This window comes from Arthrobacter sp. 135MFCol5.1 (genome assembly GCF_000374865.1).
GTDB lineage: Bacteria > Actinomycetota > Actinomycetes > Actinomycetales > Micrococcaceae > Arthrobacter.
Map to the genome: position 1 here is coordinate 36,952 of NZ_KB895467.1, position 18,575 is coordinate 55,526.

The 18,575-nt window shown below is 66.6% G+C and carries 14 protein-coding genes; 6 read left to right on the top strand and 8 right to left on the bottom strand.

What is annotated here, in order from left to right:
- The first annotated feature begins 8 nt into the window (after positions 1-8).
- Positions 9-3,407: a pyruvate carboxylase gene (locus tag C563_RS0118325; RefSeq protein WP_018763530.1), complete on the top strand. Its 3,399-nt coding sequence runs from the start codon at positions 9-11 to the stop codon at positions 3,405-3,407.
- A gap of 71 nt (positions 3,408-3,478) precedes the next feature.
- On the opposite strand, the gene C563_RS0118330 is transcribed toward C563_RS0118325, so the two are convergent.
- The gene (locus C563_RS0118330) at positions 3,479-5,287 is read right to left on the bottom strand and encodes an AMP-dependent synthetase/ligase (RefSeq protein ID WP_018763531.1); all 1,809 of its coding nucleotides are present in this window, start codon (positions 5,285-5,287) and stop codon (positions 3,479-3,481) included.
- 171 nt (positions 5,288-5,458) lie between these two features.
- On the opposite strand from C563_RS0118330, the gene C563_RS0118335 reads away from it, so the two are divergent.
- Positions 5,459-6,550: an ROK family glucokinase gene (locus C563_RS0118335; protein WP_026265086.1), complete on the top strand. Its 1,092-nt coding sequence runs from the start codon at positions 5,459-5,461 to the stop codon at positions 6,548-6,550.
- A gap of 18 nt (positions 6,551-6,568) precedes the next feature.
- Here C563_RS0118335 and C563_RS0118340 read toward each other — a convergent pair whose 3' ends face one another.
- The 3 genes from C563_RS0118340 to C563_RS0118350 are packed head-to-tail and all read right to left on the bottom strand — an operon-like array spanning position 6,569 to position 8,704.
- Positions 6,569-7,123, bottom strand: coding sequence for a hypothetical protein (locus C563_RS0118340; protein WP_018763533.1), 555 nt, complete (start codon positions 7,121-7,123; stop codon positions 6,569-6,571).
- Positions 7,110-7,919 (bottom strand): alpha/beta hydrolase, encoded by an 810-nt coding sequence (locus tag C563_RS0118345; RefSeq protein ID WP_018763534.1) that lies wholly within the window; start codon positions 7,917-7,919, stop codon positions 7,110-7,112. Before C563_RS0118345 ends, C563_RS0118340 begins: the two co-directional genes overlap by 14 nt.
- Positions 7,916-8,704, bottom strand: coding sequence for an alpha/beta hydrolase (locus C563_RS0118350; protein ID WP_018763535.1), 789 nt, complete (start codon positions 8,702-8,704; stop codon positions 7,916-7,918). Before C563_RS0118350 ends, C563_RS0118345 begins: the two co-directional genes overlap by 4 nt.
- Before the next feature lie 111 nt (positions 8,705-8,815).
- On the opposite strand from C563_RS0118350, the gene C563_RS0118355 reads away from it, so the two are divergent.
- On the top strand, positions 8,816-9,640 hold the full coding sequence (locus tag C563_RS0118355) for a lysophospholipid acyltransferase family protein (protein ID WP_018763536.1): 825 nt from the start codon (positions 8,816-8,818) through the stop codon (positions 9,638-9,640).
- Positions 9,641-9,731: 91 nt separating this feature from the next.
- Positions 9,732-11,126, top strand: a complete 1,395-nt coding sequence (locus tag C563_RS0118360; RefSeq protein WP_018763537.1) for a class II 3-deoxy-7-phosphoheptulonate synthase — start codon at positions 9,732-9,734, stop codon at positions 11,124-11,126.
- A 35-nt stretch (positions 11,127-11,161) separates the two neighbouring features.
- On the opposite strand, the gene pknB is transcribed toward C563_RS0118360, so the two are convergent.
- Complete coding sequence (gene pknB, locus C563_RS0118365) at positions 11,162-13,252, bottom strand: Stk1 family PASTA domain-containing Ser/Thr kinase (protein ID WP_018763538.1); 2,091 nt, start codon at positions 13,250-13,252, stop codon at positions 11,162-11,164.
- Positions 13,253-13,360: 108 nt separating this feature from the next.
- The gene (locus C563_RS0118370; RefSeq protein ID WP_018763539.1) at positions 13,361-14,767 is read right to left on the bottom strand and encodes a lytic transglycosylase domain-containing protein; all 1,407 of its coding nucleotides are present in this window, start codon (positions 14,765-14,767) and stop codon (positions 13,361-13,363) included.
- 248 nt (positions 14,768-15,015) lie between these two features.
- Here C563_RS0118370 and C563_RS0118375 point away from each other — a divergent pair, with 248 nt between their 5' ends.
- Complete coding sequence (locus tag C563_RS0118375) at positions 15,016-15,369, top strand: Rv2175c family DNA-binding protein (protein WP_026265088.1); 354 nt, start codon at positions 15,016-15,018, stop codon at positions 15,367-15,369.
- 9 nt (positions 15,370-15,378) lie between these two features.
- Here C563_RS0118375 and C563_RS0118380 read toward each other — a convergent pair whose 3' ends face one another.
- On the bottom strand, positions 15,379-16,473 hold the full coding sequence (locus C563_RS0118380; protein WP_018763541.1) for a polyprenyl synthetase family protein: 1,095 nt from the start codon (positions 16,471-16,473) through the stop codon (positions 15,379-15,381).
- On the bottom strand, positions 16,470-16,994 hold the full coding sequence (locus C563_RS0118385; RefSeq protein ID WP_018763542.1) for a hypothetical protein: 525 nt from the start codon (positions 16,992-16,994) through the stop codon (positions 16,470-16,472). Before C563_RS0118385 ends, C563_RS0118380 begins: the two co-directional genes overlap by 4 nt.
- A 105-nt stretch (positions 16,995-17,099) precedes the next feature.
- On the opposite strand from C563_RS0118385, the gene dinB reads away from it, so the two are divergent.
- On the top strand, positions 17,100-18,332 hold the full coding sequence (dinB, locus tag C563_RS21610) for a DNA polymerase IV (protein ID WP_018763543.1): 1,233 nt from the start codon (positions 17,100-17,102) through the stop codon (positions 18,330-18,332).
- Positions 18,333-18,575: the final 243 nt, after the last annotated feature.

An 18,575-nucleotide genomic window follows, 5' to 3' on the forward strand; every position in this document is an offset into this window, starting at 1 on the left:
GGAGAAGTATGTTTTCCAAAGTTCTGGTGGCCAACCGCGGTGAAATCGCGATCAGGGCCTTCCGCGCCGGCTATGAGCTGGGTGCCAAGACCGTTGCCGTTTTTCCGCAGGAGGACCGAAACTCGATCCATCGCCAGAAAGCGGACGAGGCCTACCTGATCGGCGAGGAAGGACACCCTGTCCGGGCCTACCTGGACGTGGCTGAGGTGGTCCGGGTTGCCAAGGAGTCGGGCGCGGACGCGATTTACCCGGGTTACGGCTTCCTCTCCGAGAACCCGGAGCTTGCCCGCGCGGCGAAGGCCGCTGGCATCACTTTCGTTGGTCCGCCTGCGGAAGTGCTGGAGCTTGCCGGCAACAAGGTGGCTGCCCTCAAGGCTGCCCGCGAGGCCGGTGTCCCCGTACTGAAGTCCAGCGAGCCCTCCAAGGACCTGGACGAGCTGCTGGCGGCCGCCGACGAGATCGGATTTCCCATCTTCGCAAAGGCTGTAGCGGGCGGCGGCGGCCGCGGCATGCGCCGGGTGGACACCCGCGAAGCCCTGCCTGAGGCCCTGAAGTCCGCGATGCGCGAGGCGGACGCTGCTTTCGGTGACCCCACCATGTTCCTGGAGCAGGCCGTCCTGCGCCCCCGCCATATCGAGGTGCAGATCCTTGCCGACGCAGAGGGCAACGTCATGCACCTCTTCGAGCGCGACTGCTCCATCCAGCGGCGGCACCAGAAGGTCATCGAGATCGCTCCCGCCCCCAACCTCGATGAGGGAATCCGGCAGGCCCTCTACCGGGACGCCGTGAAATTCGCCAAGGCCCTGAACTACGTCAACGCGGGCACGGTCGAATTCCTGGTGGACACCGAGGGTGAGCGGGCCGGCCAGCACGTCTTCATCGAAATGAACCCTCGCATCCAGGTGGAGCACACCGTCACCGAGGAAGTCACGGACGTGGACCTGGTCCAGGCCCAGATGCGGATCGCCTCCGGCGAGACCCTGGCCGACCTTGGACTGTCCCAGGACACCGTTAAACTCCGCGGCGCCGCCTTGCAGAGCCGCATCACCACCGAGGATCCCGCCAATGGTTTCCGGCCCGACGTCGGAAAGATCACCGGCTACCGCTCGGCCGGCGGCGCCGGCGTGCGGCTCGACGGCGGCACTGTGTACTCCGGTGCCGAGATCAGCCCCCACTTCGACTCCATGCTGGTCAAGCTCACCTGCCGCGGCCGGGACTACCCGTCAGCGGTGGCCCGTGCCCGCCGTGCCCTGGCCGAGTTCCGCATCCGCGGTGTCTCCACGAACATTCCCTTCCTCCAGGCCGTCCTGGACGACCCCGATTTCATCGCAGGCGATGTCGCCACCAACTTCATCGACCAGCGCCCTGAACTGCTCAAGGCCCGTGTGTCGGCCGACCGTGGCACCAAGCTCCTGACGTGGCTGGCCGAGGTCACCGTCAACAAGCCCAACGGCGAGCTGACCGTGCACTCCAACCCCGCCGACAAGCTGCCGGACGTCAAGGGCAAGGAGGCGGCAGCGGGTTCGCGCCAGAGGCTCCTTGAGCTGGGCCCGGAGGGCTTCGCCAAGGCATTGCGCGAGCAGACCGCCGTGGCGGTCACGGACACCACGTTCCGCGACGCACACCAGTCCCTGCTGGCCACCCGCGTCCGCACCCGCGACCTCGTTGCCGCCGGGCCCGCCGTCACGGCGTTGCTCCCGCAGCTGCTGTCCGTTGAGGCGTGGGGCGGCGCAACCTACGATGTCGCCCTCCGCTTCCTCGGTGAGGACCCCTGGGACCGGCTCGCCGCGCTGCGCAAGGCGATGCCGAACGTGTGCATTCAGATGCTCCTTCGCGGCCGCAACACGGTTGGCTACACGCCGTACCCCGAAGAAGTGACGGAGGCCTTCGTGAACGAGGCCGCCGCCACCGGCATCGACATCTTCCGTATCTTTGACGCCTTGAACGACGTCAGCCAGATGGCCCCGGCCATCCGGGCGGTCCGCGCCACCGGCACCGCCGTCGCCGAAGTGGCGCTCTGCTACACCGGCGACATGCTGGACCCGGAAGAGAAGCTGTACACCCTTGACTACTACTTGGAGTTGGCGCAGAAGATCGTGGACGCCGGCGCCCATATCCTGGCCATCAAGGACATGGCGGGCCTGCTCCGCCCTGCGGCCGCGGCAAAGCTCGTGGCCGCCTTGCGGGAACGGTTCGACCTGCCCGTCCACCTGCACACGCACGACACGGCGGGCGGCCAGCTGGCCACCCTGCTCGCCGCCATCGACGCCGGTGTGGACGCCGTGGATGTCGCAGCGGCATCGCTGGCCGGCACCACCAGCCAGCCCTCGGCGTCGGCCCTTGTAGCGGCCCTGGCCCACACGCCGCGCGACACCGGCATCAGCCTGGACGCGGTCAGCTCGCTGGAACCGTACTGGGAAGCGGTGCGCCGCGTGTATGCCCCGTTCGAGTCCGGCCTGCCGGGCCCCACCGGCCGCGTATACAAGCACGAAATCCCCGGCGGCCAGTTGTCCAACCTCCGCCAGCAGGCCATGGCATTGGGCCTGGGGGAGCGCTTCGAAGCGATCGAGGACATGTACACGGCCGCGGACCGGATCCTGGGCCACTTGGTGAAGGTGACGCCGTCCTCGAAGGTGGTGGGTGACCTCGCGCTCCACTTGGTGGGCCTCAACGCCGATCCCGCGGATTTTGAAGCGAATCCACAGAATTACGACATCCCCGACTCCGTCATCGGTTTCCTGTCCGGCGAGCTCGGTGATCCTCCGGGAGGCTGGCCCGAGCCCTTCCGCACCAAGGCCCTGCAGGGCAGGAGCGTAAAGGTCCGCGATGTCGAGCTCAGCGCCGAGGACAGCGCGGCCCTGAAGTCCGATTCGAAGACCCGCCAGCACACGCTGAACCGGTTGCTTTTCGACGGACCCACCAAGGACTACCTCAAGAGCGTGGACACGTACGGCAACATCTCCGTGCTGGATACCCGGGACTACCTCTACGGACTCCAGCGCGGCACCGAGCACGAAATCCAGCTGGAACGCGGCGTCCGCCTCATCGCCTCCCTGGAAGCCGTCTCGGAGCCGGACGAGAAGGGCATGCGCACCGTCATGTGCACCCTCAACGGTCAGTCCCGGCCGGTCGTGGTGCGGGACCGTTCCGTGGTCAGCAACGTCAAGGCGGCCGAGAAAGCCGATCCCGGCCAGCCGGGCCAGGTGGCGGCACCCTTCGCCGGCGCCGTCACTGTCACCGTCAAGCCCGGCGACACCGTCAAGCCCGGAGACACCGTGGCAACGATCGAAGCGATGAAGATGGAAGCTTCCATCACGACGCCGGTAGCCGGCAAGGTGGCCAGGCTCGCCATCTCCGCCGTCGAGCAGGTCCAAGGCGGGGATCTGCTGCTGGTGATCGAGGAGTAGACGGGCCACAGCCAGGTAAACGAAGGGGGCCTCCCGGCAACGGGAGGCCCCCTTCGTCTGCTGGCGCCTTGCTACGAACGCGGCGCGGAGTACATTTCCTCGATGACCGTTTCGAAGTCCTTTATCACCTGGGCCCGCTTCACCTTCATGGAAGGGGTCAGGTGCCCGGAAGCCTCGGTGAAGTCCGCCGGAACGATCCGGAAGGACTTGATGGCTTCGGCCTGCGAGACCGACGTGTTTGCCGCGGTGATCAGGTCCTGCACCGCCGCCTTCACTACCGGATTGCCCGCGGCCTGCTCGAGCGTCGTGTCCGCTGGAAGGCCGTGGCGCTGGAGCCAGCCCGGCAGTGCTTCCTGGTCCAGGGTCACCAAGGCGCCGATGAAGGGCCTGTTGTCGCCCACCACCAGGACCTGGGAGACCAGGGCGTCGGCGCGGATCTGGTCCTCCAGGAGGGCCGGGATCACGTTCTTGCCGCCGGCGGTAACGATGATCTCCTTCTTCCGCCCGGTGATCCACACGAAGCCTTCCTCGTCCAGCCGGCCGATGTCTCCGGTGTGGAACCAGCCGTCGGTGAACGCCTCGCCGGTGAGGTCCTCCCGTCGGTAGTAGCCCCGCATGACGCAGACGCCCTTGGCCAGGATCTCGCCGTCGTCGGCGATCTTGACCGCGTTGCCCGGCAGCGGCTTGCCCACCGATCCGATCTTGATCCGTGACGGCGTGTTGACCGTGATGGGAGCGGTGGTCTCGGTGAGGCCGTATCCCTCCAGCACCTGCAGCCCGATTCCTTGGAAGAAATGACCCAGCCGCTCGCCCAGGGGGCCGCCGCCGGACACGGCGTGCGCGACGTGTCCGCCCATTGCCGCCCGCAACTTGCCGTACACCAGTTTGTCGAACAGGGCGTGGCGCAACTTCAGGCCCAGCCCCACCCGTCCGTCCTGGCGTGCCTTGGAGAACGCAATGGCGGTGTCGGCTGCCCGGTGGAAGATGGCGCCCTTGCCGCCGTCCTCCGCTTTGGTCAGTGCGGAGTTGTAGACCTTCTCGAAGACCCTCGGTACCGCCAGGATGAAGGTGGGCTCGTAGCTCTGCAGGTCGCCCAGGAGGTTCTTGATGTCGGGGGTGTGGGCCACGGTGGTGCCGGCGGCCATCGCAAGCACGGAAATGAAGCGGGCGAACACGTGGGCCATCGGCAGGAACATGATGGTCTTGGCGTTCTCGTGGACGATGTCGCCGATGATGGCCAGGGCGTTGTCCGAGAGCTCCACGAAGTTCCCGTGCGTCAGCTCGCAGCCCTTGGGCCGTCCCGTGGTTCCGGAGGTGTAGATGATGGTGGCGACGTCGCCAAGGTTCGCTGCGCTGCGTCGCTTTTCGAGTTCTTCATCGCTGACGTCCCGGCCGGCATCGCGGAGCGCGTCCAGTCCCTGGCCCTCAAGCTGCCAGACGTGCTGCACGGCCGTGAGCCCCTCAGCCGTAACGGCCTGGCGGATGACGTTCTCGTGGTGCGCGGATTCGCCGAAAGCGGCCACAGCGCCCGAATCCCCGAGGTTCCAGGCGACCTGGGACGGGGACGACGTTTCATAGATGGGGACCGACACTGCACCGGCGAACCAGATGGAGAAGTCGACCAGTGCCCACTCGTAACGGGTGCGGGACATGATGCCCACGCGGTCGCCTGCAGCAACGCCGCTGGCGATCAGGCCCTTGGCCAAGGCTCTGACATCTGCCAGGAAGTCCGTGGCGGCAACGTTCTGCCACGCGCCCCCGGCATCCAGGCGCGAAAACAGTGCCGGATTGCTGGCCTTGCCTGCCTGCCGCAACACCAGGTCGGTGATGTTGGATTCGGGTGGGACAACAACCAGGGGCGGAACACTGAATTCGCGCACTATAGCTCCTTTGATATCTGAAGTCCCGCGCAGGGGGTTGCCTAAAGACTAATACCCCGGGCGGGACTGTGCAGTACATAAACCTACTGGCGAGTAACTTAGCCGTCAATGAGAGCCGTGTGCGCCCGCGTATGTCAAGACAATTCCGGTGCCCGCCTAGAATGGTGGACTATGTACGGAGCGTTGCCCGGCGATCAGGCCGGCCCCCTTGGAAGACCGGCTCCCTGGCGGCGCCGTCCCGCCATCCAGCGCGCCGGACGGTTGCACGGCGGCGGCGTCCGCGGGCACCTCCGCCTTGGCCGCAAGGGATTGGCCATCGGGATCGATATCGGGGGGACCAAGGTCGCCGCGGGCGTTGTGGACGCCGAAGGCCGGATTCTCAGCGAAGCGCGCCGGTCCACGCCTGGCACCGACCCGCGGGCGGTGGAGCAGGTCATTGTCGAACTCGTCGAGGAACTGGGCCGGGGCCACCGCATCTGGTCGGTGGGAATCGGCGCCGCAGGGTGGATGGACCTGGCCGGCGGAACCGTCCTCTTCAGTCCGCATCTGGCCTGGCGCAACGAGCCTCTCCGCGAGAACCTGCAACGGCTCCTTCGCCGTCCCGTGCTCCTGACCAACGACGCCGATGCTGCGGCGTGGGCGGAATGGCGCTTCGGTGCCGGCCAAGGGGAGGACCGCCTGGTGTGCATCACCCTTGGGACTGGAATCGGCGGGGCCATGGTGATGGACGGCAGGGTGGAACGCGGCCGCTTCGGAGTTGCCGGCGAGTTTGGCCACCAGATCATCATGCCCGGCGGCCACCGGTGCGAGTGCGGCAACCGCGGATGCTGGGAACAATACGCATCGGGCAACGCCCTGGGCCGCGAGGCCCGGCTCCTCGCCCGGGCAAATTCGCCCGTAGCCCAGGACCTGCTGGCGGCCGTGGGCGGACGTCCGGAGGCAATCACGGGTGCCATCGTCACGGAACTGGCCCTGGCAGGCGACCGTGCCTCGCGCGAACTGATCGAGGAAGTGGGCGAATGGCTTGGCCTGGGACTGGCCAACCTGGCCGCAGCCCTCGATCCAGGCATGTTCGTCATCGGCGGGGGCTTGTGCTCTGCGGGTGACCTGCTGGTGCAGCCGGCCCGCAAGGCGTTCTCCCGGAACCTCACCGGCCGTGGCTTCCGGCCGGAAGCGGCCATCGAACTGGCGGCCCTGGGTCCCAATGCCGGCCTGATCGGCGCAGCCGACCTCTCCCGCGTCAGCAGCCGCGTCCGCAGCTGACCTGGCCGGGGAGCCCTGCTAGACCCTCGCGCCGTCGTCGTCGCCGTTGTTTTCCTGCGGCAGCTTCATGATCAGGTACACGGTCGCGAGCACGAAGACGGCAACAATGCCGACGATCGCCAGCAGGGGTGCCGACCGCCAGAACATTGCCGACAACAGCAGCGCCACCGGTCCGCCCACGGCTCCCAGCCACGCCAGCATGGTCAGCGGATCGGTGCCGGCCAGGCTGGGCGGCTCCTCGGGCACGAACTCACCGCCGTCGTCGTCAACCTCATAGTCGCGGGGTCCCTCGGACGGGCCGGCAGGCTCCGTGCCCGTCCCGCCGGCGGCTGCCGCCTGGCGCTCCGCCGCCGGCATCCCTGCCAGCCCCAGGGGGTCGAAGTCCTGGAACGACGGCGGCTGGTGGGTTTCCGGCGCTCCGGACACCTTCCCGGACGGTGGCAGCTGGCCGCCTGCCGGGGTATCAGGGCGCGTTGCCACGGTGTCCGATTCGAGCCGTGCCACCAGGTCCAGCCAGACGGCGTCATCCTGGCTGGCCCCCGGATCCGGCTGGCCCGGGTCATGCCTGTTCATGGCGGCCCTCCTGCCCAGCAGCGGCGGGACTGGCCGGGGGCGCGGCGTTCAGGACCCGCCGAATGAAATCCACCGAGCCCTCGAAAATCAGATCTGCGTCGTTGTCCAGGGTGGCGACGTGGTAACTGTTTTCCAGCCGGACCACGTCCAGGGGTGCGTTCGCCAGCCCGCGCCGAAGGACAGCCATGCTGGCATCGGACACCACATGGTCCACGGTTGACCGGTACACCTGGACCGGGGCGGTGATCCGGGGGAGGAGCCGGACGGTGTCCTTGAACATCTTGTTGAGTTCGTGGGCGGCGGCCACCGGGGTGCGTGCGTAGGCGCCCTCATCCACGCCGGCTTTGAGGATGTCGTTGCCGATGGACGGGGTGCTCTTCAGGACCAGCTTCAGGATGCCCGCCAGCGGCGCGCGGGGGTCGTCGACCACCAGGCCGGGGTTCACCAGGACCACTCCCGCCACCGGTCTGGTTGCGGCAATCCTCAGCGCCAGGGCACCGCCCATGCTCAGCCCGGCAGCGAAAACCCGGTCGCACTGGGAGTCCAGCTCGAGGAACGCTTCATCGAGGGCGCTGTGCCATTGCTGCCAGCGGGTCCGCGAGAGGTCCTGCCACGTCGTGCCGTGGCCCGGAAGCAGCGGCATCCGGACGGCGAACCCGGCCTCGGCGAACGCCGTGGCCCAGGCGCGCAAACCATGCGGGCTTCCCGTGAAGCCATGGGACAGGACGATTCCGGTGCGGGGACCTCCGCCGCTGAAGGCACTGGAGAAGGGGCTGTGGTCGGGGCCGGAGGTCATGGGGTCTCCAAGGTACTGGTGCGGCGGGCGTGGGCGGCGACGAATGCTTCCGATTTCTCGAAGATCGCGGGCGCGTCCACGTCCAGAGTAGCCACATGTCCGCTGCTGGCAAGCTCCACCACCTCGGCGAGGTTTCCCCGCAGCCCTTTCTCCAGGAGGGCCAGGGATGATGGCGGGACCACGGCGTCCGTCCGCGATTTGAAGACCTGGACCGGGGCGTCCACTTTCGGCAGCCCGCGGATTGCGGCGCCAAAGAGCTTCTTGAGCTCATGCACGGCCGCCAACGGAGTCCGCGAATAGTCGCCGTCGTCCGTTGCCGCCGCCGTAGGCTGGTCCTCCTGGATGGGAATCGTGGTCCGCTGGAAGTACTTGAGGACACCGATCACGCGCACCCGGCGGTCATAGAAGCTCAGGCCCGGGTTGACGATGGTGACCCCCGCAGCGTGGTGGCGGGAGGCCGCAAGCAGGGCGATCGCACCGCCCATGGAGAGGCCGGCGGTAAACGTCATTTCCGTCCGCGCGGAAAGATCCAGGAAGGCTTCCTCGTAACTGCGGTACCAGTCCTGCCACCCTGTTCGGGCGAGCTGGCGCCAGTGGGTCCCATGTCCCGGCAACAGGGGAACGGACACCGCGTATCCCTGGTCCGCCAAGTGGGTTGCCCACGGCAGCACGCTTAGCGGGCTGCCGGTGAACCCGTGGCAGATGGCGATGCCAATCCGCGCATTGGGGCCGTGGCCTGGATAGCTGAAAGCGGCCGGACGGGGCGGGGTGCTGCTTTCAGTCATGACTCCATCGTGTCACTGTTCCTGCCAAATCTCACTAGAGTAGGGTTGCATTGAATCGCTGGCCAGGCCCGACGCCGGGGCTGGAAGCCGCCTTCCGGAGAGGTTCGCCACGTGTTCTATTGGGTCATGAAAAGGATCTTCCTCGGTCCGGTGATCAAGATGCTTTTCCGGCCGTGGGTCAAGGGCCTGGACAACATCCCTGCGCAGGGGGCCGCCATTATCGCCTCCAACCACCTGTCATTCTCGGATTCCATCTTCATGCCGCTCATGGTCCGCCGCCCGGTGGTGTTCCTGGCAAAGTCGGAATACTTCACGGGAACCGGGATCAAGGGCAGGTTGACGGCGGCGTTCTTCCGCCTGACCAACCAGCTGCCCATGGACCGGTCCGGCGGTGCGGCCTCGGCGGCGTCCCTGAACGCCGGGATGGACGTGCTCACCTCCGGCGGCCTGCTGGGCATCTACCCCGAGGGCACGCGCAGCCCGGACGCCCGGTTGTACCGCGGGAAAGTGGGTGTTGCCCGGCTGGCGCTGCAGGCGGGAGTTCCCGTCATTCCGGTGGCCATGATCGGCACCGACAAAGTCCAGCCCATCGGCAAGCGGCTGCCCAACATCCGCAGGATCGGCATGATTTTCGGCGAGCCGCTGGATTTCAGCCAATACCGCGACCAGGCGGAAGACCGCACCGTGCAGCGGCTTGTCACCGACGAGATCATGACCAACCTGATGCGGCTGTCCGGCCAGGAGTACGTGGACGAGTACGCCGCCGTGGTCAAGCTGCGGCTTGCCGGCAAGCCCGTGAAACCCCAGGCGGCAGCCGAGCCACTGGCCGCGCCGGTCGCCGCCGACGGCGAGTTCGTCCAGGGCAGCGGCCCGAAGGCCCCGGCGGAAGGCACTCCGGCCCCGGAGGACGACGCCGGGACATCCGCCGCCAGGTAACAGCACTGGGCTTTCCTGTGCTGTTATGACGCCGGTGCCCGGCTGAGTGACGACGCTGTGCCCGCCGGCCCCGCCCGGACGCTAGTCTTAGATGGTGACTGAGCTATCCGCAAAACCTGCCTTTTCGCTGTCCAGTACCGCCCAGAGCGGGGCGGCCAACTATCCCGGACTCGACAACTGGCGGGACCTTCCCATCTCGCAGCAGCCCAGCTGGCAGGACCGCGGCGTCTTCGAGGCCTCGGTAAAGGAACTTTCCGTCCTTCCCCCGCTGGTTTTCGCCGGTGAAGTGGACGTGCTGCGCGAGCGGCTCGCCGCCGCGGCCCAGGGCAAGGCCTTCCTGCTGCAGGGCGGCGACTGCGCCGAAACGTTCGAGGCCGCCACGGCGGACAAGATCAGCGCCCGCGTCAAGACCATTCTGCAGATGGCGGTGGTGCTCACGTACGGGGCGGCAATGCCGGTCATCAAGATGGGCAGGATGGCGGGCCAGTTCGCCAAGCCCCGTTCCTCAAACGACGAAACCCGCGACGGCGTCACGCTTCCCGCGTACCGCGGCGACATTGTCAACGGCTACGATTTCACGCCCGAGTCCCGCGGCCATGACGCCGCCAGGATGCTCCGCGCCTACCACACCTCGGCGTCCACCCTGAACCTCATCCGGGCCTTCACCCAGGGTGGATTCGCGGACCTCCGCTCGGTACACCAGTGGAACAAGGGGTTCACCGAAAACCCGGCCCACGCGCGCTACGAGTCACTGGCCCGGGACATCGACCGCGCCATCAAATTCATGGACTCCTGCGGCGCCGACTTCGAAGCCCTCAAGCGGGTGGAGTTCTTCGCCAGCCACGAGGCATTGCTGCTTGATTACGAGCGCGCCCTGACGCGCATCGACTCCCGCACCGGTTTCCCCTACGACACCTCGGCCCACTTCTTGTGGATCGGGGAGCGCACCCGGGAACTGGACCACGCACACGTCGACTTCCTCTCGCGGGTGCGCAACCCCATCGGGGTCAAGCTCGGCCCGTCCACCACCGGTGATGACGCCCTGCGCCTGATCGACAAGCTGGACCCTGACCGCGAGCCCGGCCGCCTGACCTTCATCACCCGCATGGGTGCCGGCAACATCCGCGAGAAGCTGCCTGCCGTCGTCGAGAAGGTCACAGCGTCCGGTGCCCAGGTGCTGTGGGTCACCGACCCCATGCACGGCAACACCGTCACGTCGCCCAACGGCTACAAGACGCGCAATTTCGACGACGTCATCGACGAAGTGCGCGGCTTCTTCGAAGTGCACCACGGGTTGGGCACGGTACCGGGCGGCCTGCACGTGGAGATGACCGGCGACGATGTGGCCGAGTGCCTGGGCGGCGCGGACCCGATCGACCAGGATGCCTTCCTGGACCGCTATGAATCCGTGTGCGATCCCCGCCTGAACCATATGCAGTCGCTGGAAATGGCGTTCCTCGTCGCCGGGGCCCTCGCCAAGAACTAGGCCAGGTTGGGGCCGGCACTGCCGGCCCCAACCTCCTACACCACGGTGATGGTGATGACGGAACCCTCCGGGACCTTCCGGTTAACCGGTTCCTGGTCCCGGACGGTGCCGAAGAAGCCGCCGAGGATGTTGTTGACCCGGACCTGGAAGCCCAGCGCTTCCAAGGCCTTCCGCGCGTCTGCAGCCTGCTTGCCGATGAAGCTGGGGACATCCACCATCTTTGGCCCCTTGGAAAGGGTCAGGGTGACCGTCCCGCCGCGGGTCAGTGTCCCGGTAGCCGGAGTCTGGCTGACCACGGCGCCCTCGGGAACGGATTTGTCGAACACCGCATCGGGTGATGTGTCGGCAGTGAGCCCCGCGGCCTTAATTGCGGCGACGGCGTCGTCCTTGGCTTTGCCCACGACGGAGGGAACGGGGATCGGCTGCGGTCCCTTGGATACCACCATCTCCACAGGCGTGCCGTGCCGGGCTGGAGTGCCGGCCGCCGGATTTTGCGAGAGCACCGTGCCGGCCGCGGTTTGGTCGTCATACTGTTCGTTGACCGGGCCCAGCGCCATTTGGGCTGCGTTGAGGGCGTTCTTCGCGTCCGTCAGGGTTCCGCCCGTGAGTTTGGGCAGGGGGAAGAGCTGCGGTCCCTTCGAGACCAGCAGGGAGACCGGTTGGAATTTCCGGATCTCCGTTCCGGCGGACGGATCGCTGCCCACCACCAGCCCGGTGGGCACCTGGTCATCGAAGACATCGCTGGTGGTGGAATGGAAACCCACCCCGTTGAGCAGCTGCTGGGCCTGCGCCACCGTTTTATTGGCGACGGCCGGCACCTCGGCCGCGGCGCCTGGTCCCATGCCGAAAAACCATCCGGCGCCCGTGGCCAGCAGGGCGGCAACAATAAGCACGACAATCCACACGATGCCGCGTCGGCGGGGGTTGCCCTCCCGGAGTGTCCGCGCCGGAGTGGCGGCCGCCCGCGCGCGGACCTTTTCGTCCTCCCTGTCCGACCGGCGCTGCGCCCGCTTGCTGAGCCGGGGCGGCGGCGCAGTCCAGGCGTCGTCGGCGTCGTCGGGAAGTGCGAGGTCCGGCCGCCTGGAGTGGAACATCAGGGCTTCCGTAGCAGCCCCGCCGTCCGTGCTGTCCTGCTGCAGCGGTTGCCGTCCGGGGGGATAGCCGGGGGCAGCCGGCCGTGCGGGGGGGATCAGCGTTGTGGGATTGCTGGCGCGGGCCAGGACCTCGGTCTGGTGCTGGGCCGTTGCTGCTGCAGCTGCGGGCGGCTGCAGGTCAAGTTCGGCATCCGTGAGGTTGGTCCGGATGTGGCGCAGCTCCTGGAGCAGCGCATTGCCGTCGACCGGCCGGTTTTCCGGATCATTGGCGGTGCACCACTGCACCAGCTCATCGACTTCCGCTGCGAGGCCGGGAACCAAGGCCGACGGCGGCCCGACCGTTCCGTTGACATGCTGGTAGGCGACCTGGATGGGGACGTCACCCTCGAACGGCTGCCGCCCCGTCAGCATTTCGTACAACATGATGCCCACGGAATAGACATCGCTGCGCTCGTCCGCCGGTTGGCCCAGGACCAGCTCGGGGGAGATATAGGCGACGGTGCCGATCAGCGCACCGGTGCTGGTGGAACTGGTGACCGCGCGGGCCAGGCCGAAATCGCCAATCTTTATCCTGCCGTCATCGGCGATCAGGACATTCTCCGGCTTGACGTCCCGGTGGATGAAGCCTGCTGCGTGCGCGGCTCCCAGGCCCTCCACCACGGGGTCGATCAGGGCCAGCGCCAGCCGCGGCGAGAGGGCGCCCCGTTCCCTGAGGACGTCCCGAAGCGTGTGGCCCTTGATGTACTCCATGACGAGGTAGGCGGTGTTGCCGTCGTTGCCCTGGTCCAGGACACCCACCACGTGCGGGTGCGAGAGGCGCGCGGCGGCCTTCGCTTCGCGGCCAAGCCTGCCAAGGAAGCTTTCGTCGGCGGCGAGGTGCGGGTGGAGCACCTTGAGCGCCACTTCGCGGTCCAGCCTCTGGTCGACGGCCAGGTAGACGGTGGACATTCCGCCGCGGGCGAGTCTGGAGGCCACTGCGTAGCGGTTGTCCACCAGTGTCCCTGCAAGGGGGTCTGTCACGTGTTCCTGCACCTTACGATCCTAATCCCGCGGCAAAAGGCATCCGAAACGGAAGCGGGTCCGAACCGGTAACGGTTCGGACCCGCGGTGTTTCATCCGGAGCCGGTGATGCCCGGGGGCTCAGCTGTAGTTTTTCTGGTTTGCCTTGATAGCGGCTACGTAGGCCTTGGTGTCGTCGTACATTCCGTACTTGCTCACCGAGTACTGGCCTTGGTAGTACCCGGCGATGGCCGTGTCCTGGTCCTTGCTGGTTGCCAGCAACTGGCGAAGGATGGCGATGCCTGCCGTCGCGTTGTCGTAAGGGTCGAGCAGGTTCAGCTTGCGCCCGACCAAGTCGGATGCCCACTGCCCGGAGCTGGGAATGACCTGCATGGTTCCGATCGCGTTCGCAGGTGACACGGCCCGCTGGTTGAAGCCTGACTCCTGGTAGGCAAAGGCGAGGGCCAGCGAAGTATCCACGCCCATTCGACGGGCGGTATCCGCCACGATGTTCTTCATTTCATCCCTCGAAGGGACGGGGGACGCGTTGAGGAGGGCTTTGTTCTCGTTGGCCGAACTCACGACCGCTGCCGGGTAGCTGAAGCCGAGGAAGGTGCTGGGGACCAGGGGAGCGGGGGCAGGCTGCGGGGCTGCGGGGGCGGGCTGCGGGCCTGCCTGTCCGGCGCCGCCGGGGATGACCAGTTTGCTGCCGGGGTAGATGACGGTGGTCATGCTCAACTGGTTCGCGGAGAGCAGGTCCGACAACTTGACCCCGTGCCGGGAGGCAATGGCTGAGAGGGTGTCACCGGCCTTGATCGTGTAGGAACCAGAGGCCGGAGCGGACGTGACGGCCAAGGCGGGTGCAGGAGCAGCCGGGGCGGGAGCCGCCGGTGCCGGTGCAGCAGGGGCGGGAGCGGCGTTTCCGGCGCTGACCTTGATCTTCTGGCCCGGGTAGATGATGGAGCGCATCGACAGGTTGTTCCAGGCAAAGACGTCGGAGAGGCCCACATTGTGCCGCGCGGCAATGGCACCCAAGGTGTCTCCAGGCTTCACCGTATAGGTTGCGCCGCCCGGGGCTGCCGGTGCTGCCGGAGCCTGCGCTGCCGGAGCCGGCGAGGGGGCTGCCGGTGCTGCCGAGCCGGACAGTTTGATCTTCTGGCCGGGGTAAATGATGGTGTTCGGCTGGAGGTTGTTCAGCTTGAGGATTTCCCCTGTGTCCAGTCCGAAGCGGCCGGCGATCGCGCTCACGGTGTCGCCCCGGACGATGGTGTACTCCGCAGGGGGCGCCGGCTGTGCGGGCTGCAGGGTGGCCGGAATGGTGGTGGAGACAGAAGAGGCGGGGATGACCGCGCCGGAAACCTGGGCAGCTGCCTGGGCTTTCATGGCCGCTGCAAGGCTGCTGGGAATGGTGCGTACCGGCTGCGCTGCCGCTGCGGGTTGGGCAAGGGCCAAGGATGACAGGACAACCGCTGGCAGTGCCGCGGTGGTGGCGGCAATCATCGGCAGGCTCGGCTTGGGGGGCTGCTTGGGCGAGCGGGACATCGACATGGAAAGAATCCTCTTCTCAACTGCGGGCGCGGACGCGGGCGGGGATGCCGCTGTCAATCTTGATACTACTGTGACTTAAGTTATTCGTGTTACAACTGTGATCAAAGTGAATCTCTCACGAATTTGCGATTAGCACAAGAAGCCGGAGAATGCCCGGAATGGCCACTTTCATGGAGTGTCCCGGGGCGGCCAGGCAAATGAATTGCCCCGACTAGGCGACAAGGTACGCAGCGTGGCAACCTTGGTCCGTGAGTAATGTAGAAAACCTGGTGGGTGAGTGGTTGCCGCTGCCCGACGTCGCACGTTTGTTGGATGTTTCCGTCACGAAGGTCCATGGCCTGATTGACGACCATGCTTTGGCCGCGGTGCGGGTTGGGGAGCGGAAGATCCGTTCGGTTCCCGCAGAATTCATCCAGGATGGCCAGGTAGTGGACAGCCTTAAAGGCACCATTGTGGTGCTCTCCGATGCAGGTTATTCGGATGAAGACCTCATTGTGTGGCTGTTTACCGCCGATGAATCATTGCGCGGCCGCCCTATTGATGCATTGCGGGAAGGCCGCAAGACGGAAATCAGGCGCAGGGCCCAAACTCTCGCCTGGTAAATTGCCGCTTTAGGAGGCTCGGCTGACGGTTGCTTCAGCCAGCCTCCGCAGGGCGGTCTTGGGCAGGTCTTCCAGTTCGAGTTCCTCGAGGGCATCAAATGCCGCGGCACCGAATTCCCCGATCAGGACCTCCGTAGCCTGCAGCGCGCCGGAATCCTCGATGATCCGCCTGATGTCGAGGATGTCCGCCTCGGAAAGATCGGGGCTGCCGAGGCTGGCGTCGATAAAGGCCGACTCCGCGGGTGATGCCTGGTCCAGGGCCAGCGCCACCAGGACCGTGCGCTTGCCCTCCCTTAAATCGTCCCCCGCGGGCTTGCCCGTGGTCAGCGGATCGCCGAATACCCCCAGGACGTCGTCGCGGAGCTGGAATGCTTCGCCGAGCGGCAGGGCGAACGCCGAGTAGCCGCGGAGCAGCTCGTTGGACGCTCCAGCCAAGGCTCCGCCCAGTGCCAGCGGATGTTCGGTGGAGTACTTGGCGCTCTTGAACCGGATGATGGACTGGGCCCTGCCGACCGCTCCGGCGCGGTCCCGGACCGGCCCTGCCACTTCCTCTAGGATGTCCAGGTACTGTCCGGCCATTACCTCGGCGCGCATGAGGTTGAAGATCAGCCGTGCCCTGCTGCCTGAGGCTGCACGCTCGCCGATGTCGGTGAACGCTTCCTCGCTGAAGGACAGGCAAAGGTCGCCGGCAAGGATGGCTGCTGCCTGGCCGAAGCGTTCGCCGTCCAGGGCCCAGCCCTGCGCGGTATGCAGCTGGCTGAAACGCCGGTGCACGCTGGGACCGCCACGCCGGGTGTCCGAACGGTCGATGATGTCATCGTGGATCAGGGCAGCGGCCTGGAACAATTCAAGGGCGGCACCTGCCGTCACAACCTGGCTGGCTCCGGCCTCCCCGCCGGCGCCGCGCCAGCCCCAGTAGCACATGAGCGCCCGCAGGCGCTTGCCGCCGGTGACCAGGTTCGAGATGGAGCCCATGATGGGCTCGATGTCCGGCGAGATGCCGGACATGATGGACTGTCGCTTGGTCAGGAAGCCGGTCAGTTCGCCGGCCACTCCCGCCACGAAGTCTGCCTGTTCATTCCTCAGCTGCTCCGCGGCCGTCACTTGGCCGACTCAGCTGCGACGTTCGCGCCGATCGTGAACGTGGAAACGCCGGAAGCCTCCACCACCGCGAGGTTCACGGTCTCATTGTCGCCACGGACGAAGTCCTTGGAAGCAACCCCGCCCACGGTATCGCCCGGCACCGCCTTGAAGCCCTGGCCTTCGAGGGCCTTGGTGTAGAAGTCGATGACGGCGCTGGTGGGAGCCGATACCGTGCCCACCAGCGCGGCCGTTGCCGGGGTGGATGCCTTGTCAAAGCTGCTGGACACCACCGTGGCCCCGGTCATCAGGGGAAGAAGCTGCTGGGGAAATCCTTCGACGACGGCGCCGACCGTTGCCGACGTGTTGGGGGATGCCGACGGGCTGGGCGAGGCCGTGAGGGTGGACTGCGTGGCGGCAATGGAAGCGGTCTGGGAGGACTCTGCCTGGCCTGACGGGGCTTGGCTGCACGCGGCAAGGGCGAGGACCCCGACGGCGGCAAGCGCGGCCAGGCCAGCTGGCTTGAAGTTTCCAATAACCGTCACAGAGACTTTCCTCCTGGTGTTGTGGGCGGAATCAGCCTCCAGTTTAGCCAGCCTCCGGAGGGGGCGGCGCAAACCGATAGGATTGCAGCCGTGGTGCCCGCAGGTATGAACCAGCCAGCCGCCGCGCCCCTTCCGGGCCGCCGGCGTTCCTGCATCATGCATGTGGACATGGATGCCTTCTTTGTCTCTGTCGAACTCCGTACCCGCCCCGAACTCCGCGGCAAGCCCGTGATCGTTGGGTTCCCGGGGGAACGGTCCGTGGTCCTGTCGGGTTCCTATGAAGCCCGGGCTTTTGGAGTGAAGTCTGCGATGCCCATGGCCGTGGCGATGCGGATGTGCCCGCAGGCCGTGGTGATTGAACCCCGGCACAAGCTCTACTACGAGGTCTCCGGGCAGCTGATGGCGATTTTCGAATCCATCACCGGGCTCGTGGAGCCGTTGAGTGTTGACGAAGCCTTCCTTGACGTCACCGGTGCGCTGCGCCGGCTGGGGCCGCCCCGGGGGATCGGGGAGCTGATCCGGCGCAGGGTGGCCTCGGAGCTGGGGATCACCGCCTCGGTGGGGATAGCGGAAACGAAGTTCGTGGCCAAGATCGCCTCCACCCGGTGCAAGCCCGACGGGCTCCTGATGATTGGGCCCGACGAAACCGTTCCGTACCTCCACAGCCTCCCGGTTGGCGCACTGTGGGGCGTCGGCGCCAAGACGGGTGAGGCGCTGGCGAACATGGGCATCAAGACCGTGGCCGACGTCGCGGCAACCCCGGTCTCCTCGCTAAAGAAGGTCCTGGGCGCCGCCGGGGAACACGTGCACCAGCTCGCCTGGGGCATTGACCCCCGTCCCGTGACCCCGGTGCGGCTGGAAAAGAGCATCGGGGCGGAAGAGACGTTCGCCGTGGATACGGCCGACGACGCGCTCCTGAGGCGGGAACTGCTCCGGCTGTCCCACCGGACGGCGACGCGGCTGCGCAGCTCGGGCATGGTGGCGCGGACCGTAGCCTTGAAGCTCCGGTTTGCAGACTTCTCCACCATCACCCGCAGCAGGACGGTCCACACCCCGGTCGACAGCGCCCAGCTGATCTATGCGGTGGTACTCCAGCTGTTGGAGTCCCTTGGAACCAGGGCAATGACCGTGCGGCTCGTGGGGGTCCGGGCCGAACAGCTTGAGGAAGCGGCGCGGACCTCGCTGCAGCTGAGCATCGACCGCAGGGATGAGAACTGGCGGGCCGCCGAGCAGGCGCTGGACGAGGTAACGCGCAGGTTTGGCAGCAAGTCTGTCCTGCCCGCACGCCTGATGGAGCCGGACATCCCTTCAGGGGACGGAACGGCAGGTCCGGCCTGACCGCCGAAGTCATTGCCGTCTTTCAGATCAGGCCTCAACAATCTATCCTTGGATATACATAGTTTTCGAGTGAATGGACTTACTGCCGGACCCTCTTGGACATGCTCCCGCCCCCGCGACTGCATGTAAGGTTCCCGTCTTGGCCGCCGCCGGCCGGACGGGAACTTTCCAGCTACAGCAGACGTTTTAGGGGTCAGAAGTAGTGGCTGGGATCAGCCCGGACGTTGGCCTACAAAAGGAGGT